Raw genomic sequence first — 18,140 nt, 5'->3', positions numbered from 1 at the left:
AACTATTCACGATGAGAACCGTGATTTTATCTGTTTTAATGATGGCAGCCACCAGTTTTTCTGCGCAAGATACACAATCGCGGTACACGCCGCAAGATTATGTGACAATAAAAAATGCGGATTGGACTAAAAATGCCACGATATATGAACTGAATGTGAGGCAGTTTTCCAAGGAAGGAAATTTTAAAGCTGTAGAAAAAGAACTGCCCCGGCTAAAGAAAATGGGCATTGATATCATTTGGCTGATGCCCGTAAATCCCATTGGGGAGGTCAACCGAAAAGGCTCGCTCGGCAGTTATTATTCCGTAAAAAATTATCTCGAAATCAATCCTGAGTTTGGTACTGAAAAAGACTTCAGAGATTTGGTAAAGGCAATCCACCAGCAGGGCATGTTCGTGATTATAGACTGGGTAGCCAACCACAGCGCGTGGGACAACCCGCTGGTAAAGGCGCATCCCGAGTGGTACCATAAAAACCGGGAGGGAAACTTTCAGCCAACGCCGTGGCGGGACTACGATGATATTATTGAGTTTGATTATTCAAATCCGGAACTGCGCCGATATATGACCGACGCGATGAAGTTTTGGGTTAAAAATTATGATATCGACGGCTTCCGCTGCGATGTGGCGGCATTCGTTCCGCTGGATTTCTGGGAAAATGCCCGCGCTGAGCTGGAAGAGATCAAGCCGGTCTTTATGCTGGCTGAAGCTTCAGACCGCGACCTGCACCGCAAGGCTTTCGATGCTACCTACGCCTGGGAACTTTACGACAAGATGCACCAGGTTATTAAAAACAAATCATCTGTGACGCCGATGACGGAGGGCTATTTCGCTGAGCATCTTGCGATTTTTCCGAAAGAAGGCATGCGGATGACATTTACTGACAACCACGACAAGAACTCCTGGGAAGGCACAATGCAGTCTAATTTCGGTAATGGGCTGGAGGCTGCTATAGTTTTGGCAGCCACTTTTGACGGCATCCCGATGGTGTACAGCGGTCAGGAAGCCGGGCTGAGCCGATCGCTGAAGTTTTTTGAAAAGGACCCAATCGATTGGAAAAAGCATAGATTTGAGGAGATTTATACTAAACTTTTCGCACTCAAACATAAAAACCGGGCGCTTTGGAATGGGAGCTTTGGCGGAAAAATGGAGCGGATAAAAAGCAATCATATGGAGCAGTCGGTTGCATTTGTTCGTGAAAAATATGGTGACAAGGTGCTGGTTTTCATCAATTTCAGCGATAAACCTCAGGATTTCATTTTTGAAACTGATTTTGATAAGGGAACTTATACCAATTTATTTACAAACAAAATAGTTGCCCTACCCTCAAGTTTCCAACTAAAATTGGCTCCCTGGGAATATTTGGTACTTCACAACTCCCGAGATTAGTTTAAACAAAAAATCCCGCGTTTTGCGGGATTCATCATTTGCCGATAGAGATATTTAAAGCTCCAGAGCTCTTCTGGCATCGCCGTTCATCAGGTGCTCCACCGGATTTTCTACAGCTTCTTTCACTGCCACGAGGAAGCCTACCGACTCCTTACCATCGATGATCCTGTGGTCGTAAGAGAGTGCCACATACATCATCGGGCGAATTTCCACCTTGCCATCTACGGCTACAGGGCGCTGGATGATGTTGTGCATACCGAGGATGGCAGACTGTGGCGGGTTAATAATCGGTGTGGACATCATTGAGCCAAACACGCCGCCGTTGGTGATAGTAAAAGTACCGCCTGTCATTTCATCCACTGTTATCTTCCCGTCGCGAACTTTCGTGGAAAGCTCCTTTATCGTTGCCTCCACTCCGCGGAATGTCATATTTTCAGCGTTGCGAAGAACCGGCACCATTAGCCCCTTCGGGCCGGATACCGCGATGGAAATGTCCGCAAAATCGTAGTTAGTTTTATAATCTCCATCAATGGAAGCATTTACATCAGGGAAAAGCTCAAGTGCCCTGGTTACTGCCTTGGTGAAAAAGGACATAAAGCCGAGGCCTACCCCGTGTTTTGCAGAGAATTCATCTTTAAATTCCTTTCTTAGACGGAAAATTTCAGACATATCCACCTCGTTGAAAGTGGTAAGCATCGCAGTTTCATTCTTTACAGAAACTAGGCGTTCCGCAAGTTTGCGGCGCAGCACTGAAAGTTTTTTTGTCTGCACACTCCGCGATCCTGAGGTAGAAGATACAGAGCCCATAGCTGGTACAGAGGCCTCTGTAGCATCAGCCTTCGTAATTCTGCCATCCCGGCCCGTCCCGGATACGCTCGCAGGATCGATGCCCTTTTCATCCAGGATTTTCTTAGCTGCCGGCGAAGGTGTACCGGTGGCATAGGTTGCAGGGGTAGGCTGCTCTGCCGGCGCAGGCTTTTCTCCTTGCTTAGGAGATTCAGTTTTTGGCTGCTCGGCCGGTTTTTCATCCGCCTTAGGCTCTTCTTTTTCCGGTTCAGAGCCCCCGGAAGGCTTTGCCGCATCCATATCGATGAGGCACACCACCTGGCCTACGGCTACGGTGTCCCCCTCTTCTGCCTTCAGTGTAATCACCCCGCTCTCCTCAGCCGGGAGCTCCAGGGTCGCTTTATCGGAATCTACCTCCGCTATCGGTTGATCTTTTTCTACATAATCGCCATCCTGCACGAGCCAGGTAGCAATCTCCACCTCCGTGATGGATTCACCCGGCGAAGGAACTTTCATTTCTAAAACTGCCATATCTTTCGAATTATTTTTTTGGTTGGATTTTATTTTTCAATGATTTCTGTATCAGAATCTCCAGCCTCGCCGAAAACTCCGTTAATGATATTTTTTTGATTAAATTCAAACCGCTTGTGGCTGCCCGGAGCCGGAACCCCGCTGTCCGGCGCTGCAAATACCTTGAAGCCGGCGTCGCGGAAGTTGCGCAGGATATAGCTCCACGCACCCATATTTTCTGGTTCTTCCTGAGCCCAGATGAGCTCTTTTCTTGATGAATATTTATCAAAAATCTGCTGAATTTTCTCCATATCCAGCGGATAAAGCTGCTCCATTCTCACAAGGGCAACATTCTCTGCACCAAGCTCCTCTTTTTTGGCAAGGAGTTCATAATAAAGCTTCCCAGAGCAGAAAACCAGCTTTTCAACTTTATCTGAATTGGCATTTTCATCATCAATAATGGTCTGGAATTCTCCGTTGGCGAGATCTTCGAAAGTAGAAATCACGCGCGGGTGTCTCAGCAAAGATTTTGGAGACATTACTACCAGCGGCTTCCTGAAGCCCCACTTCAGCTGGCGCCGGAAGGCGTGGAAAAGGTTCGCCGGCGTCGTGAAGTTTCCTACGATAATGTTGTCATTCGCACACAGCGTTAGGAAACGCTCCAGCCTTGCGGAGGAGTGTTCCGCCCCTTGCCCTTCCGCACCGTGAGGCAGCAGCAACACGATGCCGTTCTGCACGCGCCACTTTTCTTCTGCGGCTACGAGATACTGGTCTATGATGATTTGTGCGCCATTGGCAAAATCCCCGAACTGCGCCTCCCAAATCGTGAGCGTATTCGGCGATGCCATAGCATAGCCATAATCGAAACCGAGAACGCCATATTCAGAAAGCAGGGAGTTGTAGATATCGAACTGGCTGTCGGAAATATGGCGCAGCGGGATGTATTCCTCCTCTGCATCCTCGGTTTTTAGTACGGCGTGGCGGTGGGAGAATGTTCCGCGCTCTACATCTTCACCGGAAATCCTTACCCCGTGGTTTTCTTTCAAAAGCGTTGCATAAGCAAGCCACTCGCCCAGCGCCCAGTCGAGGGTATTTTCCTGTATCATCTTCAAGCGGTTGTCGAACAGGCGGGTGATTTTATTGATAAATTTTTTATCGGACGGTAGTGTGGACATCTCCACGGCGAGTTCTTTTAGCTTTTCAAGATCGTAGCCGGTGTCCACTTTTTTCAAAACATCGCCAGATTTTGAATAGACGAAATCCTTCCAGTCATCTCCCATAAAGGTGTCAATCCTGTTTCTCTCAATTTCTTTGGAGGCATCAAAATCTTCATCCAGCAAGGCTTTAAAATCGCCCTCCATCTTCTTTAGAACTTCGTTGGAAACGATCTCGTCCTTCAGGAGTTTTTCCTTATAAATTTCCCTCGGATTGGGGTGCTTCGCTATGATTTTGTAGAGATGTGGCTGCGTGAATCTCGGCTCATCACCCTCGTTATGTCCGTACTTTCTGTAGCCAAGAAGGTCGATGTAGACATCCTTTCCGAACTTGGCACGGAAATCTGCCGCGAAATGCATCGCGTGCACCACTGCCTCCACATCGTCCGCATTCACATGCATAATGGGAGAATCCGTCACCTTTGCCACATCCGTGCAATAGGTGGAGGAGCGTGCGTCCAAATAATTTGTGGTAAAAGACACCTGGTTATTAATCACGATATGGATGCTGCCGCCCGTTTTGTAGCCTTCCAGCGTCATCATCTGCGCAACCTCATACACGATGCCCTGGGCTGCTGCGGCACCGTCCCCGTGGATGATCACGGGCAGGACTTTTGAGAAATCGTGATATTTATGATCCACCTTCGCGCGGCTGATGCCTTCCACCAAAGACGCCACTGTCTCCAGGTGAGACGGGTTTGGGGTAAGGTTAATAGCCACCTCTTCGCCGGATGCCATCTCCACGATGCGGCTGGAGCCCAGGTGGTATTTCACATCGCCGGAGAATACATCCTCTTCAAATTCTTTACCTTCAAATTCTGAGAAAATCTGTTTGTAAGATTTACCAAAAATATTGGCAAGCACATTCAGGCGGCCGCGGTGTGCCATACCGAGCACCACCTCATCCACGCCGTGCTGGGAGCTTCTCGTGATCAGCTGGTCCAGCGCGGGGATCAGGGTTTCGCCTCCCTCCAGGGAGAAGCGTTTCTGGCCTACGAACTTTGTATGAAGGAAGTTTTCAAATGCCACCGCCTGGTTGAGCTTGTGGAGGATATCTGTTTTCTCCTCCGCAGAAAGTTCCGGGTGGTTTTCGTTTTGCTGCAGCCACTGGCGGATGAATTCAATCTCCTCCACATGGCGGATGTGCATATACTCCACACCGATGGAGTCGCAATAGATCTCCTGAAGATGGTTAATGATTTCCTGAAGCGTAGCCGGGCCGGGCATGCCGGTTTCTGTAGCGCAGGAGAATTTTTTGTTCAAATCCTGCTGGCTAAGCCCGAAATTTTCAACATCCAGGGTAGGCTCGTAGCTGCGCCGCTCGCGTACGGGGTTTGTCTTGGTAAAGAGATGCCCGCGCCTCCTGTAGGCATCGATGAGGTTCATTACATTAAATTCCTTGCGGATATCTTCTGGCACTTCCCCGCTCTGCACCGCCTGCGCCATTTGCTGCACCTGCTGGGCCTTAGCCGGTGCTTCAGCCTGAGGATGGGTTGTTTCTTCGTCGAAAAAATTTCCACCGTAGTTTTCTCTCGCAAAATCAAAGCCCTGGAAAAATGCCTTCCAGGAAGGCTCTACGGAATCCGGATATTTTAAGTACTGATCATACAAATCGGCGATCAGCTGGGAATGCGCTGCATTCAGAAATGAATACTTGTCCATTATCTTTTAAGTGGTAAATGAAATTTCACAAATTTAACAAAAATAAGCTGATGCCGCATATAAAACCATAAAAAACTTTTGCTTTCTATATACCTCAGCGGGCCGCCTCCAGCTCTAATTTTATTCTTACAGGTGCGCCTTCCGCGGGGGGCTGCAGGAAGGTCGTCCTAAGGCTGACCGCGCGCATGGAATCTTTCCTGGCTCTTTCAAGGAGCTTGCGGATGGGCGCGCTTCTTCCGGAAAATTTCCCCTCGTAAAAAATGGCATACACCCTCCCTTGCGCCACTTTCCGGTAGCTGAAATTATTATCCGTGATATTCTGCTTTTTAGAAACCGGAATGCCGTAGTAGTAGGATACCTCCCGCTCCCTGTAGCTTTCCGGGTCGGTGATCATCACCGGGTAGCCAAACTCGTCATTCCCCTTCCGCAGATCACCGGTGACAAAGTTCTGAACCTTTCCGTGCGTAACGACCAGGTTTTTCTGAAGGGCGTCTCCGCGGTTTACGCTGGTCACATTTACGCCCACCAGCAGCTGGGCGCGGGCATCCTCAATCATCAGCGAGTCGTATTTTATAGTTTCCAGCTGCGCCTCCCTGTCCACCTTGTTGCCCAATATATTTTCAAGTTTCGCCACGCTGCTGCGGATGCCTTCTGCTATTTCATCTTCAGGGAAAAGGTTGGCTGCGCGGAACATCAGGGGTTTATGCGGGGTGTGTATCGTCCAGTGGATTTTGGTTGAATTTTCTGCCGCATTCTTAAAGCGCAGGTTTATCAGATAAGGGAATTTATCCCCATTTTTATATAGTTGATAGCTGATCATCGTATCCCGGCGGAGATTTCGGATAAAGATCTCTCCCCCCCCGCCGTTTCTTCCTTGCCAGCTCATAGAGGCATCCTTGCCGGCATACGGGTAGTAGAATTCCAGGGATTGATTTTCCTTGCCGAAAAAGGCCTCATTCCATACGGCGAAGTTCTGCAGATTGCTGAACTGGGGGAAAACTTTTTCGGGGGCGTATCTCACATCGGAATCCACCTCAAAAGTCGTACTATCGTCCACGAAATAATACATTGACAGCGCGTAAAGACCGACAAGCAGGCCAGCGAGCAGCAGGAAAAAGCGAAACCAGCGCATGCGGCAAATTTACATAAAAAAAGCGCAGGCCACCTGGGCCTGCGGTTTGAATGTTGATTTTAACCGATATGCGTACCGTCAGGAATTATTGCATTTTTCTTCACCACCACGATGCCGTCCTTTATAGAATGGGTTTCAAAATCACCATCCGCAAGGTGCCTGCCGCCAATAATGCGTACATTGTTGCCAATTCGGCAGTTTTTATCAAGAATTGCGCGCTCTATATAGCAGTATTTGCCAATGCCGATGTTATGGGTGCCCTGCATCTCATTTTCGGCAAGCTGCCGGGCGTCTTCATAAAAATCGGAGCCCATCATATAAGAGTTGATGACTGTGCTGCCCTTGTCGACGCGGGCGCGGTTTCCGATCACGGAATTTTCGATCTTATCGGCAAGGATGATGCATCCGTCAGCGATTACTGCCTTGCTTACATACGAACCGTTGATCTTGGAAGGCGGCAGCATCCTCGAACGGGTGTAGATAGGATTGGTGGAGAACAGATTGAATTTCGGGAGCTCCGTGGTGAGATCCATATTCGCCTCAAAAAAGGATTCAATAGTACCGATATCCGTCCAGTAGCCATCATACTGAAAGCTTACCACATTATAGTCGTTTTCAATGGCGTTGGGGATCAGGTCTTTACCAAAATCATCGCCCGGATCTTCCGAAAATAGCCTTTTCAGCACATCTTTGCTGAAGACATAGATGCCCATAGAAGCAAGATATTCCCTGCCCTGCTGCTTCATCGCAGGTGGAACATCCGAGGACCAATCGCCGAGAATTTCAGCGGAAGGTTTTTCCGTAAATGAGGTGATGCGGCTTTCCTCATCGGATTTCAATATTCCGAAGCCTGTGGCGTCTTTTGCATTTACGGGTATGGTGGCGATGGAGATATCCGCATTGTTTTTCACATGGAAATCCACCATCTTGCAAAAATCCATCTGGTAAAGCTGGTCTCCGGAGAGGATCAGAATGTAATCATAGTCATATTTCTGCAGGTGCTTCATGCTCTGGCGCACGGCATCGGCAGTGCCTTGGTACCACTGGTCGCTCTCCATATTCTGCTCTGCGGCAAGGATGTCCACAAAGCCTTTGCTGAAAATATCAAAATGATAAGAATTTTTGATGTGCGAATTCAGCGAAGCGGAGTTGAACTGTGTGAGAACAAGTATCTTATTGAAGCCGGAATTCAGGCAGTTGGAAATCGGGATGTCCACCAGTCTATATTTCCCTGCAATCGGTACTGCAGGCTTGGAGCGGGTATAGGTAAGCGGCGAAAGGCGGGTGCCCCGGCCGCCACCCAGCACAATAGATATAACTTTATAGCTCATATTCGTAAGATTTGGTTGTTATTAATATTGGTATAAAGATAGGTAATTTTCCGCAGATTTATCCCAGGAAAAATCAAAATTCATATTCGTGCGGATCAGGCTGTCCATATAATCGTGGTGGTAGTAAATTTCGCGCGCCCTGTGCAAAGCGTGCACCGCATCATCCACCCCAGCATTAGTGAAATTGATACCTGCACCGCCGGAAGTTACATCCTGCACCGTATCGCGCAAACCGCCGGTGTAAGATACCACCGGAATTGTGCCGTAGCGCATCGCATACATTTGGTTCAAGCCGCAAGGCTCCACCCTGGAAGGCATCAGCAGGAAATCTGCCGAAGCGTAAATGCGATGCGAGAGGAATTCCTTGTAGCCCAGGTCCACAGCGAAATTCACAAAAACGCCGTCCATCCATCTCAGGTGGTTTTCAATCTCCGCATTTCCGGAACCCAGTATCATCACATTTACGCCGCCTTCCGTTTCCCGGATGATGCGCTTCGTAATCTCTGGCAGAAGGTCGGCACCTTTTTCTCCGGCGAATCTTCCAATGAAGGCAATCAGGGGTAAATCTTCACGAAGGTTATATTCCTTGCAAAGTGCCTGCTTGTTCAGCCTTTTGCCCTCCTTGAAATTTTCCTTGCTGAAATTAAATTCCAGAAAGCCGTCGGTTTCAGTGTTCCAGACCTCCGTATCAATCCCATTGATAATCCCGAAAGCCTTCTGAGATTCCTGCCATACCAAAGGCTCCAGGCTTTGGAAGCTGTGGTAAAGCTCCTGCATATAGCCGCCAGAAACCGCGTTGAAAGCGTTGCAGCACTTGATCATGGCAGCCAGCGGATTTATCTTCCCGTGCCAATCCAGCAGGCCCCATTTATACCCGTCAAACCACGGCATAAAGTTCGCCATTCTCCAATCCATCCAGCCCTGATACTCACCATTGTGAATTGTGCCAATGGTTTTCACGCCTTTCAGGAAGGAAAATTCTCCGCAATATTCAATCATAAAAGGTACAAGGCCTGTGTGATAATCGTGGCAATGCAGAACATCCGGCCGAATCTGCATCGCAGAAAGCCAGTGCAATGTGCCGTGCTGAAACGCCAGAAACTGCTGCTGCTCATCCCAGTAGCCATAAGGTTTCTCCCTGTCCAGAAGCCCGGGAATTTTCACGAGATAAAGGTCGAAGCCTAAGGTGCGATGCCTTTCCTTGAAAACCTGCACCTGGTACATATTGTGGCTTTGATGGATGAAGCCATCGAACACCACATCAAACTCGTTTTCCCAAACGAAAGGCCTGTTGTACCACGGCATCACCACGCTGGCTTCCACGCCATCCTTCTTGTTCTGATATTTCGGTAGAGCGCCCACCACATCGGCTAAGCCGCCCACTTTCGCTACGGGATAGCATTCCATCGAAAGGTGAAAAATTCTCATCGCTTTATTTTGTGTTTTTTGGTTTAATTATATTTTTCAGTTGGCGCAATCTTTTTTGTTTAAATTTTTTCAAACTAAAAACCTGCTTCAAAATCAACCCTGATAAAGGCGGTAAAGTCATCAGCATAGATTTTTTTCGGCGCATCCATCCTTCGTGTTTAATTTCCTTAATCTCAGCCTTCACGCTGCTTCCGGAAAATTCCGCATCATCGCTGTTCAGGATTACCTTCCATTTCCTCAGCCTATCCATCCCGATTTTGTAATCGAATGTTCTCGGTGTTAAATTCAGCACCACCATCATTTCATCGGCTTTCCGCCTGCCTTTTCTCAGGTAAATGTAAATTGAGTTCGCCGCATCATCTGCTTCCACCCATTCGAATCCGAAATGGTTAAACTGGTTTTCATACAGCGCCGTTTCATCAGAATAAAGGTGGTTCAGCCTCTTTACAAATTGCTGCAAGTGCCTGTGGATCGGGTATTGCAACAGGTGCCAATCCAGGCTGCTTGCAAATTTCCACTCCGAAGTCTGCGCAAATTCATCGCCCATAAACAGCAGCTTTGCGCCGGGCATTGTGTACATATATACGAAGAGCGCCCTCAGGTTGGCGAATTTCTGCCATTCATCGCCCGGCATTTTGTATATCAGGCTTGCCTTGCCGTGCACCACCTCATCGTGGCTCAGCGGCATCATATAGTTTTCGTTGTACACATACATCGTGGGGAAGGTCAGCTTGTGATGGTGGTCCTTTCGGAAAAGCGGGTCCAGCTTGAAGTATTTCAGCGTGTCGTGCATCCAGCCCATCATCCATTTCATCCCGAAACCTACGCCTCCATCGTGCACAGGTTTTGTTAATTTCGGGAAATCCGAACTTTCTTCCGCTATCGTCATCGTATCGGGAAAATCTTTGTAAACCGCAGTGTTGAATTCTTGCAGGAAGCGTTCGGCTTCCAGATTGACATTCCCGCCGAAGATGTTCGCTTCCCACTCACCATCGTTCCTTGCGTAGTCCAGGTACAGCATCGATGTTACTGCATCCACCCTTAGTCCGTCAGCGTGGTAGCGTTCCAGCCAGAAAAACGCGTTGGAAATCAGGAAGGATTTCACTTCATTCCTGCCGTAATCAAAGATGTGGGAATTCCATTCCGGATGGAAGCCGCGCCGCTTATCCGGATGTTCGTAAAGGTAAGAGCCATCGAAAAAGTGCAGCCCATTGGCATCGCCCGGAAAGTGCGACGGCACCCAATCCAGTATCACGCCGATTCCGTTTTTGTGGAATTCATTAATCAAGAACATCAAATCCTGCGGGGAACCAAAGCGCGAATTGGCGGCGAAGAAACCGGTAATCTGGTAGCCCCAGCTTGGTTCGTACGGGTGCTCCATCACGGGCATCAGCTCAATGTGCGTGAAGCCCATTTTCTTCACATATGGCACCAGCCTTTCGGCAATTTCCCGATAACTGAAAAACCGCTCAGGGTCGTCTGTTCCGCGCATCCACGAACCGAGGTGCACTTCGTAAACGGAAATAGGTGCGCCGAGAGAATTTCGGTGATGACGGTTATTCATCCACTCATCATCACCCCAGTCAAAATAAGTTGTAGAAATAAGCGATGCCGCCTGAACGCCCTGCTCAAAACTTACGGCATATGGGTCGCTCTTTTCCAGCAGCACGCCGTTCTGCGCACGCACAGCGTATTTGTACTTTTCGCCCCAGGAAAGATTTGGTATGAAGCCCTCCCAGATTCCGGAACCGTCCCACCGCGGAGAAAGCTTGTGCATCTCAGAATGCCACCCGTTGAAATCTCCAATCACGGAAACTTCCTTTGCATTGGGCGCCCAAACTGCGAAGTATGTGCCTTTCTGCCCATCGATTTCGGCATCGTGGGAGCCAAATTTGTCGTAAAGCCTGTAGTGCCTGCCCTGCCGAAAAAGGAACACATCCAGCTCAGAAAATCGCGTGAAAGGCAGAACGGTAGGCATAGCGGAATTTTGGATAAAATTAAGAAATATTGTGCTTTGATGGGCAATGCGGCGCGTTGTTTTTTTGTGAAATTTTTAATTGCAAAAATTTAATTAAACCCAGAGACACGGAAGTTTATTTCTAAAATAGTAAAAAAAAACACTGCGACACAGAGTTGTCTTTCTTAATGTCACCGTTTTAAAATTAATTTTTACTTCCAACTTTTAGCTAAAAAAACTGTGTCACAGTTTCAAAACCGTGACACAGGGCAAATAAACTTTTTAACTAAAACTTTAGTTCTGCTTTGCGGCGTGCTCTGCGGCGATATAACCGAATATCATAGAAGGGCCAATCGTAGCACCGGCACCTGCATAATCGTATCCCATCACACTTGCCATCGTGTTTCCGGTAGCGTAAAAGCCAGGGATTACCTCGCCGTTTTCCTTAATGACCTGCGCAAATTCATTGGTATCCAAGCCACCCTTCGTACCAAGGTCACCGATCACCACTTTCACCGCGTAGAAAGGCGCCTTGCTGATTTCATCCATCACAGGATTCTGCAAGGTAGGGTCACCATAATAGCGGTCATAAGCGCTTTCACCCTTGCCAAACTTCGTATCTTTGCCAGTTTCTGCATCGCGGTTATAATCCTGCACCTCCTGCACGAAACCATCTCTATCGATGCCGATTTTTTCTGCCAATTCAGCCAGCGTATCAGCTTTCGTCACCAGTCCGGTTTTGTACCAGTCTTCAGAGAATGGCAGCAGCGGTGGTTTTGCGCCGTACATATAGCGGTTCACGGCGGTTTGGTCGAGGATTTGGTAAGCCACTTCGTTTCCGGATTCAATCTGATCGTGAACGAAATTCACATACGGCGAGGCTTCGTTCGTGAAACGCTTACCATTTTTACCAACGATGATGCTTCGTGGTATCGCCCTTTCGGAAACCAGCGTGAACAGCGTTCCGTTCGGCAGCTGAATGGCAGGCATCCACCACGCATCATCCATAAAGCCGAGCTTTGCGCCAAGTTTCTGCCCAATTTGAATACCGTCACCAGTATTATGTTTTGAACCAAGGCTAAAGTCTCGCTGCGCTTCTTGCGGGAAGTTTTCGCGGCGCATTTTTCTGTTGTGGTCAAAACCGCCCGTTGCGAAAAGCACGCCGTTTTTGGCTAGAACTTTTACTTCTTCGCCGTCTTTTTCCACGATGGCGCCTACAACTCTGTCATTTTCAACTACAAGTTCCTTCACAGGAGAATTTAGCCAAAGCGGAATATTCCTTTCATTCAGCGCCAGTTTCAGCCGCCCGATTACAGAATAGCCCAGCGCTCTCATATCCTTTTTGGTTACGGCATCGGCTATCGTTCTGCCCATCGCCTTAAAACTTGTCTGCAGGCCTTTTCTAGTGCGCAGCGCCATCGTCATATTTTTGAATTCCAGCGCGGTAAGGTAGATTCCGCCAGGCATCGTGATGTCCGATGGCTGTACCAGATATTTATCTTCGCCAAGTTCGTTAAAATCCAGCGGCTCGGCTTCTATGGAGCGGCCTTCAGGGCGACCGCCTGGAAATTCTGGGTGGTAATCGCTATAGCCTTCGGAATAAATCCAGCGGAGGTGCGTGGAGGCCTTCCGGAAAAAATCGAACATTTCAGGGCCTTTCTGCACATAGGCACGGATTTTCGGCTCCGCCACCTTTCCTTCTGTCACTTCCTTCATATAGGTTACCACGCTTTCCGGCTCATCGTATATGCCGTGCTCCCTTAGCACATAGTTGTTCGGCGCCCAAATTCCGCCACCGCTCATCGCCGTAGAACCGCCGTAGTGCGGCGCCTTTTCCACGATAAGCACATCCAGCCCAAGGCTGTGCGCTTTCAGTGCGGCAGTCATTCCGCCGCCACCAGATCCTGCTACCAGGAAATCCACATTGTGTGTTTTCATATTAAAATATTTACCAGAATGAATGCAAAGACTGCGCAAAACTTCCTTAAGGAAATCTGAAAAATTTCATAAAAAAGGGTTAAGAAGATGAGCTGAGGTTAAGGTTTAGATTGAGGTTAAAAAACAGAAATTTCACGCAATAGCGCAAAAACTTTTTGTTTAAATCCGCAAAGTTTGACTTTATTAAAGTTTGAAATTTTTGACAAAAGATTAAAGAACGCTTGAGGATGTTCAGCATTATAGATTGATAAATTAATGATTTTCAATCATTTTCGAATAGAGAAATTCCGGAGAAAAATCGGCGCCGTTTTCCCATTCCAAAGTCCAAGAGTTCAGGCGAAAGTTTTTAAATTCATCACGATTTTTCAAAGGGAGGAAAATCTTCTCGTCCAAAAGATTTTCAAAATCCACAGTTCCGCTTTTGCCATCCGAAAAAGTGAGATTGATTTTAAAATCATTTCGGTAATCGGCTGCTGTAATCCAAAGCATTTCTCATTAATTTAAGGGTTCAATCGAGTTCGGAAGCTGGCCATTCTGTGCAAGTTCCCAATTTTGCAGTAGTTCATCTTTATGAATTTCGAGCCATTCGAAAACCATTTTCAAAGCTCTTGCAGGCATTTTCCCTTCCACCAAACCTGTTTCTATGGAAACTATTGCACGGTACTCACCATAAGATACGTGGAAATGCGGCGGATTGTGGTCCTTAAAAAACATCTGAATGATAATTCCGTAAAATCGGGAGATTTCGGGCATAAAATTTTGTTTTCAAAGTTAGGGAAAACTTTAAAACTCTTGCGCGCTTGAACAGGCTAAGCGTGGCAGGAATCTGCATTTTTTACTTTTGCCGTTTTACTTGGCTCTTGTTACTTTTGCCTTTTTACTTTTGCTTTTATGATTTTTGAACTGACGACTTTGCCTGGTGATAGCAGGCCGGTTTTCCTCACCGGAAATTTCTGCGATTGGCATCCAAGATTGCCGGCAAACCAGCTTTTGCAAATTGCAGATGACCGCTATAAAATTGAAATCCCAGACGAAAACCTACCTGAAAAAATAGAGTACAAATATTCCAGAGGTGGCTGGGAAAATGTGGAACTGGATGCCGAAGGAAAAATAACCTCCAACCGAAAATGCCGGAAAGCAGAGGGTTCCCGGCAGGATTTGGTGGAAAACTGGCGGTACAACTGGGGCCCTTTCAAGCAGGAATTTTTCCCGATATGCGAAGTGATTTCCGAAGAATTTTATATGCCGCAGCTTGATAGGACGCGGAAAGTTTGGGCGCTGCTTCCGCACAATTATTACGAAACCGAGAAAAGGTACCCGGTGCTTTACCTGCACGATGCGCAGAACCTTTTCAACGAAGGCTCGCCATATGGCAACTGGGAAATTGATAAGAAACTTTCCATCCTGGCGGAATATGGCCGCGGCGATATCATCGTGATAGCGGTGGACCACGGCAAGGAAGCGAGAATCAGCGAGTATATTTTCGATAACGATGCGGTGAGCAATGGCTCGGAAGGCAAGCGCTACATCCGCTTCATTACTGATACGCTTAAACCCTTTGTAGATGCCAACTTCCGCACATTGAAAGAGCGGGAATTCACGGGAATTGGCGGCAGTTCGCTGGGCGGCCTCATCAGCATTTACAGCGGCTTCCTGTACCCGGAAGTTTACAGCAAGCTGATGATCTTCTCGCCGTCATTATGGGTGGAGCCACGCAACAATTTCCCGATGGTTGGCTTCCGCAAGCCGTTTGATTTAAAAATGTACATCTACGGCGGCGAAAGGGAAGGCAGCAGAATGGTGGCAAGGATAAAGCGTTTCGTGAAAACGATGCAGCGGTGGGAATACAAAAATTTCTTCAAAATGGATGTGAAGGTAAGCATCAACCCGGAGGGCGAGCACAACGAATTTTACTGGTCTCAGGAATTTCCTGCAGCGGTGGAATGGCTCTACTTCGATTCCCTGGAGGACCCGAAAGATTTAGCAGAAAGCGCAGCAACAGAACACCAAAAATAAATAGTATGATAAAAATTACCAATTCCCAAAACACTGATTATCAGCAGATTATAAAGCTATTCACCGAAAAAAACTGGCAGGAATTTCAGGCAGATTACCCTAATTTATCGGAACAATTCTTCTGCGGAAAAAAGGGCGAAGAATTTATTTTCATCAATGAAAACGGGCAAACGGTTTTTCTCTTAGGCTTTGGCGAAAACATTCCGCACGATGCAGATTTGCAGAAATTAGCGCAAATATTTTCCTGGCAAAACAGGAAAAAATTCGCTGAAAAACCAACGGAAATTCAGGCAAAAAATTTTACCGAAGAAAACCTGAAATCCTTTGCCAGAGGGCTTTTCCTGGGAACCTATCATTATCCATTTGAGAGAAGCCATCCATTCTGGAAGGAAGGTTTTTCATTAAATCTGAAAAATTTTTCCGACGAAAAAATTGCTGAAATATCCACGGAAATCAATGCAATTTGCGAAGGCCAGTTTGCAGCGATGGATTGGCTGAACAAGCCTGCGAATTTTAAAAAGGTGCCGCAAATTTCCGAATTCATTAAAAATATTTCAAAAAAATATGGCATAAAGTACACGGCATACAATGCCGAAACCTGCGCAGCCAAAGGCCTTGGCGCATTTTTGGCGGTCAATCAGGGAAGCAAGGAAGAGGGCGCCTTCACGATTCTGGAATATCAGGGCGAAAATCCGGAAAAAACCGTGGGACTTGTGGGAAAATGCGTGCTTTTCGATACCGGCGGAATCTCGCTGAAAAACCCGGAAAATATGCACTATATGAAAAGTGATTTGGGCGGTGCCACCGCAGTTCTCGGCACCCTGATCGCTGCCGCAGAAATGAAACTTCCGGTAAAAATCATCGCCATCTTACCCATCACGGACAATGCGATTTCGGAAAACGCCTACCTTCCATCCGATGTTGTGGCGGCGTACAACGGCAAAACGATAGAGGTGCTGAACACCGATGCTGAAGGCAGAATGACGCTGGCTGACGGACTGGCCTACCTAACCAAAAACTATGAAACCGACTGCATCATCGATGTGGCAACTTTGACGGGAAGCACCGTGAGAATGTTCGGCGAAACTTGTGGCGCAATAATGGGCAACGATGAGGATTTGATAAAAAGCCTGATGCAAAGCGGCGAAGAAACCGGGCAAAGGCTTTGGCAGCTACCGCTTTGGGAAATTTGGGACGAGGAAATAAAATCTGATGTGGCAGACCTTCGGAACATCTCGATGAAACCGATTGGCGATGCCATAGTTGCCGGGAAATTCCTGCAGCATTTCGTGGAAAATGGCGCTAAGTGGGCACATCTCGATATTGCAGGGATGGCCTTTGGCAAAACGGACTACGCCAAAGAAAAAGCGGCTACAGGCTACGGCGTGCAGCTTCTGTTAAATTTTCTTAAAAAACCTTAAAAAATATTTTTCTATCTGATTTTAATTTCTTAACATTGACGGATATTTCGGCATTTTCATAGAATGAAAGTTTTTGTTTAATGAAAATTAATTTAAAACTTTATTTCTTGCTGAAATTTGAACAAAAAATTAAAATCAGTGCAATGGAAACAAAAACTATCGTCTGCTTGGCCTGTTCCTTCAAAGGCAGTGATTTCATCACCGAATTCGCCAAAAATGGCGACAGGATTTTGCTCATCACTTCCGCACATTTGCGCGAAAAGCCGTGGCCTTGGCACGCCATTGCCGATGTATTTTATATGGAAGAAACCGAGCCGTGGAAGTGGAATCTTCAGCATTTGGTGGAAGGTTTTGCACATTTGCTTCGGCGGGAAAAGGTGGATGCCATCATTGCGCTGGATGATTATGATGTGGAAAAAGCCGCGAAACTTCGGGAAGTTTTCCGCATTTCTGGGATGGGACAGAGCACGCACCGGAACTTCCGCGATAAACTGGCAATGCGGATGAAGGCGCTGGACGAAGGCATACCTGTGCCAGAATTTACCGCCGTTTTCAACGATGATGCAGTGAATGATTTTGCCGAGAAAATCCCTGCACCCTGGGTACTGAAACCACGCTCAGAAGCTTCTGCCATGGGCATCCGGAAAATCCATTCCAAAGAGGAACTTTGGCAGGCAATCAACGAGCTGGGCAACCAGAGGCACCTCTTCCTGCTGGAAGCCTTCAAGCCGGGCGATGTTTTCCATACGGATTCCCTGGTTTACAAAAACCGCGTGGCTTTCCTGTGCGCTTCGCAATACGGCGAGCCACCAATGCAGGTATCGCACAACGGCGGAATCTTCCAGACGAGGACTTTAGACAAAAAAACCGATGAATACAAGGCGCTGGAAAAGCTGAACGCCAAAGTTCTGAAAGCCTTCGGGCTGAAGCACGGCGCCGCACACACGGAGTTCATCCGGAATAATGAAAACGGCGAGTGGTATTTCCTGGAAACCTCGTCAAGAGTTGGCGGCGCACACATTGCCGATGTGGTGGAAGCGGCTACGGAAGTGAACATCTGGGCAGAATGGGCACGGATCGAGCATGCCGTGCTGCACGGCGAACGGTACAGGCTGAGGAAGCCAAAACCAAAACCAGCAGGGCTTACCGTGGCGCTTTCATCGCAGCAGAAGCAGGATTATTCCCAGTTTTCTCCAGATAATATTTTGAAGACTATTGAGCTTGATTATCATTTCGTTATAGTTCATCAGGCGGAAAATGATGAAGATTTGGCAAAATCAATGGATGATGCCGCGGCGAAAATTTCGCAATCCACACTTAGCGTGATGCCGGCGAAAACCGGTGGAAGAACTTAACC

General features: G+C 47.6%; 13 protein-coding genes. 4 read left to right on the top strand and 9 right to left on the bottom strand.

Annotation, left to right across the window (positions count from 1 at the left end; genetic code table 11):
- The first annotated feature begins 11 nt into the window (after nucleotides 1-11).
- Nucleotides 12-1,388, top strand: a complete 1,377-nt coding sequence (locus tag IMZ16_RS00310) for an alpha-amylase family glycosyl hydrolase (protein WP_193440017.1) — start codon at nucleotides 12-14, stop codon at nucleotides 1,386-1,388.
- Nucleotides 1,389-1,442: 54 nt separating this feature from the next.
- Here the strand turns inward: IMZ16_RS00310 and odhB are convergent, their stop codons facing one another.
- From odhB to IMZ16_RS00265, 9 genes are all read right to left on the bottom strand, one after another.
- A complete protein-coding gene (gene odhB / locus IMZ16_RS00305; RefSeq protein ID WP_193440016.1) occupies nucleotides 1,443-2,705 on the bottom strand; it encodes a 2-oxoglutarate dehydrogenase complex dihydrolipoyllysine-residue succinyltransferase in 1,263 nt (420 codons plus the stop codon).
- A gap of 29 nt (nucleotides 2,706-2,734) precedes the next feature.
- A complete protein-coding gene (locus IMZ16_RS00300) occupies nucleotides 2,735-5,560 on the bottom strand; it encodes a 2-oxoglutarate dehydrogenase E1 component (RefSeq protein WP_193440015.1) in 2,826 nt (941 codons plus the stop codon).
- A gap of 94 nt (nucleotides 5,561-5,654) precedes the next feature.
- Complete coding sequence (locus IMZ16_RS00295) at nucleotides 5,655-6,692, bottom strand: SRPBCC family protein (RefSeq protein WP_193440014.1); 1,038 nt, start codon at nucleotides 6,690-6,692, stop codon at nucleotides 5,655-5,657.
- Nucleotides 6,693-6,751: 59 nt separating this feature from the next.
- A complete protein-coding gene (locus IMZ16_RS00290) occupies nucleotides 6,752-8,023 on the bottom strand; it encodes a glucose-1-phosphate adenylyltransferase (protein WP_193440013.1) in 1,272 nt (423 codons plus the stop codon).
- 21 nt (nucleotides 8,024-8,044) lie between these two features.
- Nucleotides 8,045-9,451 carry a glycogen synthase gene (locus tag IMZ16_RS00285; RefSeq protein WP_193440012.1) on the bottom strand — a complete coding sequence of 469 codons (1,407 nt, stop codon included), beginning with the start codon at nucleotides 9,449-9,451 and terminating at the stop codon, nucleotides 8,045-8,047.
- A 4-nt stretch (nucleotides 9,452-9,455) separates the two neighbouring features.
- Nucleotides 9,456-11,429, bottom strand: a complete 1,974-nt coding sequence (glgB, locus tag IMZ16_RS00280; RefSeq protein ID WP_193440011.1) for a 1,4-alpha-glucan branching protein GlgB — start codon at nucleotides 11,427-11,429, stop codon at nucleotides 9,456-9,458.
- A gap of 273 nt (nucleotides 11,430-11,702) precedes the next feature.
- Nucleotides 11,703-13,346, bottom strand: coding sequence for an FAD-binding protein (locus tag IMZ16_RS00275; protein ID WP_193440010.1), 1,644 nt, complete (start codon nucleotides 13,344-13,346; stop codon nucleotides 11,703-11,705).
- Between the two features lie 252 nt (nucleotides 13,347-13,598).
- A complete protein-coding gene (locus IMZ16_RS00270; protein ID WP_193440009.1) occupies nucleotides 13,599-13,835 on the bottom strand; it encodes a DUF2442 domain-containing protein in 237 nt (78 codons plus the stop codon).
- Nucleotides 13,836-13,841: 6 nt separating this feature from the next.
- Complete coding sequence (locus tag IMZ16_RS00265; protein WP_073178509.1) at nucleotides 13,842-14,099, bottom strand: DUF4160 domain-containing protein; 258 nt, start codon at nucleotides 14,097-14,099, stop codon at nucleotides 13,842-13,844.
- A 138-nt stretch (nucleotides 14,100-14,237) separates the two neighbouring features.
- On the opposite strand from IMZ16_RS00265, the gene IMZ16_RS00260 reads away from it, so the two are divergent.
- From IMZ16_RS00260 to IMZ16_RS00250, 3 genes are all read left to right on the top strand, one after another.
- Nucleotides 14,238-15,362 carry an alpha/beta hydrolase gene (locus IMZ16_RS00260; RefSeq protein ID WP_193440008.1) on the top strand — a complete coding sequence of 375 codons (1,125 nt, stop codon included), beginning with the start codon at nucleotides 14,238-14,240 and terminating at the stop codon, nucleotides 15,360-15,362.
- Between the two features lie 5 nt (nucleotides 15,363-15,367).
- Complete coding sequence (locus IMZ16_RS00255; RefSeq protein ID WP_193440007.1) at nucleotides 15,368-16,783, top strand: M17 family metallopeptidase; 1,416 nt, start codon at nucleotides 15,368-15,370, stop codon at nucleotides 16,781-16,783.
- A gap of 143 nt (nucleotides 16,784-16,926) precedes the next feature.
- On the top strand, nucleotides 16,927-18,138 hold the full coding sequence (locus IMZ16_RS00250) for an ATP-grasp domain-containing protein (RefSeq protein ID WP_193440006.1): 1,212 nt from the start codon (nucleotides 16,927-16,929) through the stop codon (nucleotides 18,136-18,138).
- Nucleotides 18,139-18,140: the final 2 nt, after the last annotated feature.

The organism is Cruoricaptor ignavus, from assembly GCF_014961145.1.
Taxonomy (GTDB): Bacteria; Bacteroidota; Bacteroidia; order Flavobacteriales; family Weeksellaceae; genus Cruoricaptor; species Cruoricaptor ignavus.
This window is presented reverse-complemented; position numbering and strand designations above follow the sequence as displayed.

What these genes read in the sequence shown, in the direction of transcription:
- IMZ16_RS00310 (WP_193440017.1), top strand. Translation starts at nt 12, where the DNA reads ATGAGAACCGTGATTTTATCTGTTTTAATGATGGCAGCCACCAGTTTT.
- odhB (WP_193440016.1), bottom strand. Translation starts at nt 2,705, where the DNA reads ATGGCAGTTTTAGAAATGAAAGTTCCTTCGCCGGGTGAATCCATCACG.
- IMZ16_RS00300 (WP_193440015.1), bottom strand. Translation starts at nt 5,560, where the DNA reads ATGGACAAGTATTCATTTCTGAATGCAGCGCATTCCCAGCTGATCGCC.
- IMZ16_RS00295 (WP_193440014.1), bottom strand. Translation starts at nt 6,692, where the DNA reads ATGCGCTGGTTTCGCTTTTTCCTGCTGCTCGCTGGCCTGCTTGTCGGT.
- IMZ16_RS00290 (WP_193440013.1), bottom strand. Translation starts at nt 8,023, where the DNA reads ATGAGCTATAAAGTTATATCTATTGTGCTGGGTGGCGGCCGGGGCACC.
- IMZ16_RS00285 (WP_193440012.1), bottom strand. Translation starts at nt 9,451, where the DNA reads ATGAGAATTTTTCACCTTTCGATGGAATGCTATCCCGTAGCGAAAGTG.
- glgB (WP_193440011.1), bottom strand. Translation starts at nt 11,429, where the DNA reads ATGCCTACCGTTCTGCCTTTCACGCGATTTTCTGAGCTGGATGTGTTC.
- IMZ16_RS00275 (WP_193440010.1), bottom strand. Translation starts at nt 13,346, where the DNA reads ATGAAAACACACAATGTGGATTTCCTGGTAGCAGGATCTGGTGGCGGC.
- IMZ16_RS00270 (WP_193440009.1), bottom strand. Translation starts at nt 13,835, where the DNA reads ATGCTTTGGATTACAGCAGCCGATTACCGAAATGATTTTAAAATCAAT.
- IMZ16_RS00265 (WP_073178509.1), bottom strand. Translation starts at nt 14,099, where the DNA reads ATGCCCGAAATCTCCCGATTTTACGGAATTATCATTCAGATGTTTTTT.
- IMZ16_RS00260 (WP_193440008.1), top strand. Translation starts at nt 14,238, where the DNA reads ATGATTTTTGAACTGACGACTTTGCCTGGTGATAGCAGGCCGGTTTTC.
- IMZ16_RS00255 (WP_193440007.1), top strand. Translation starts at nt 15,368, where the DNA reads ATGATAAAAATTACCAATTCCCAAAACACTGATTATCAGCAGATTATA.
- IMZ16_RS00250 (WP_193440006.1), top strand. Translation starts at nt 16,927, where the DNA reads ATGGAAACAAAAACTATCGTCTGCTTGGCCTGTTCCTTCAAAGGCAGT.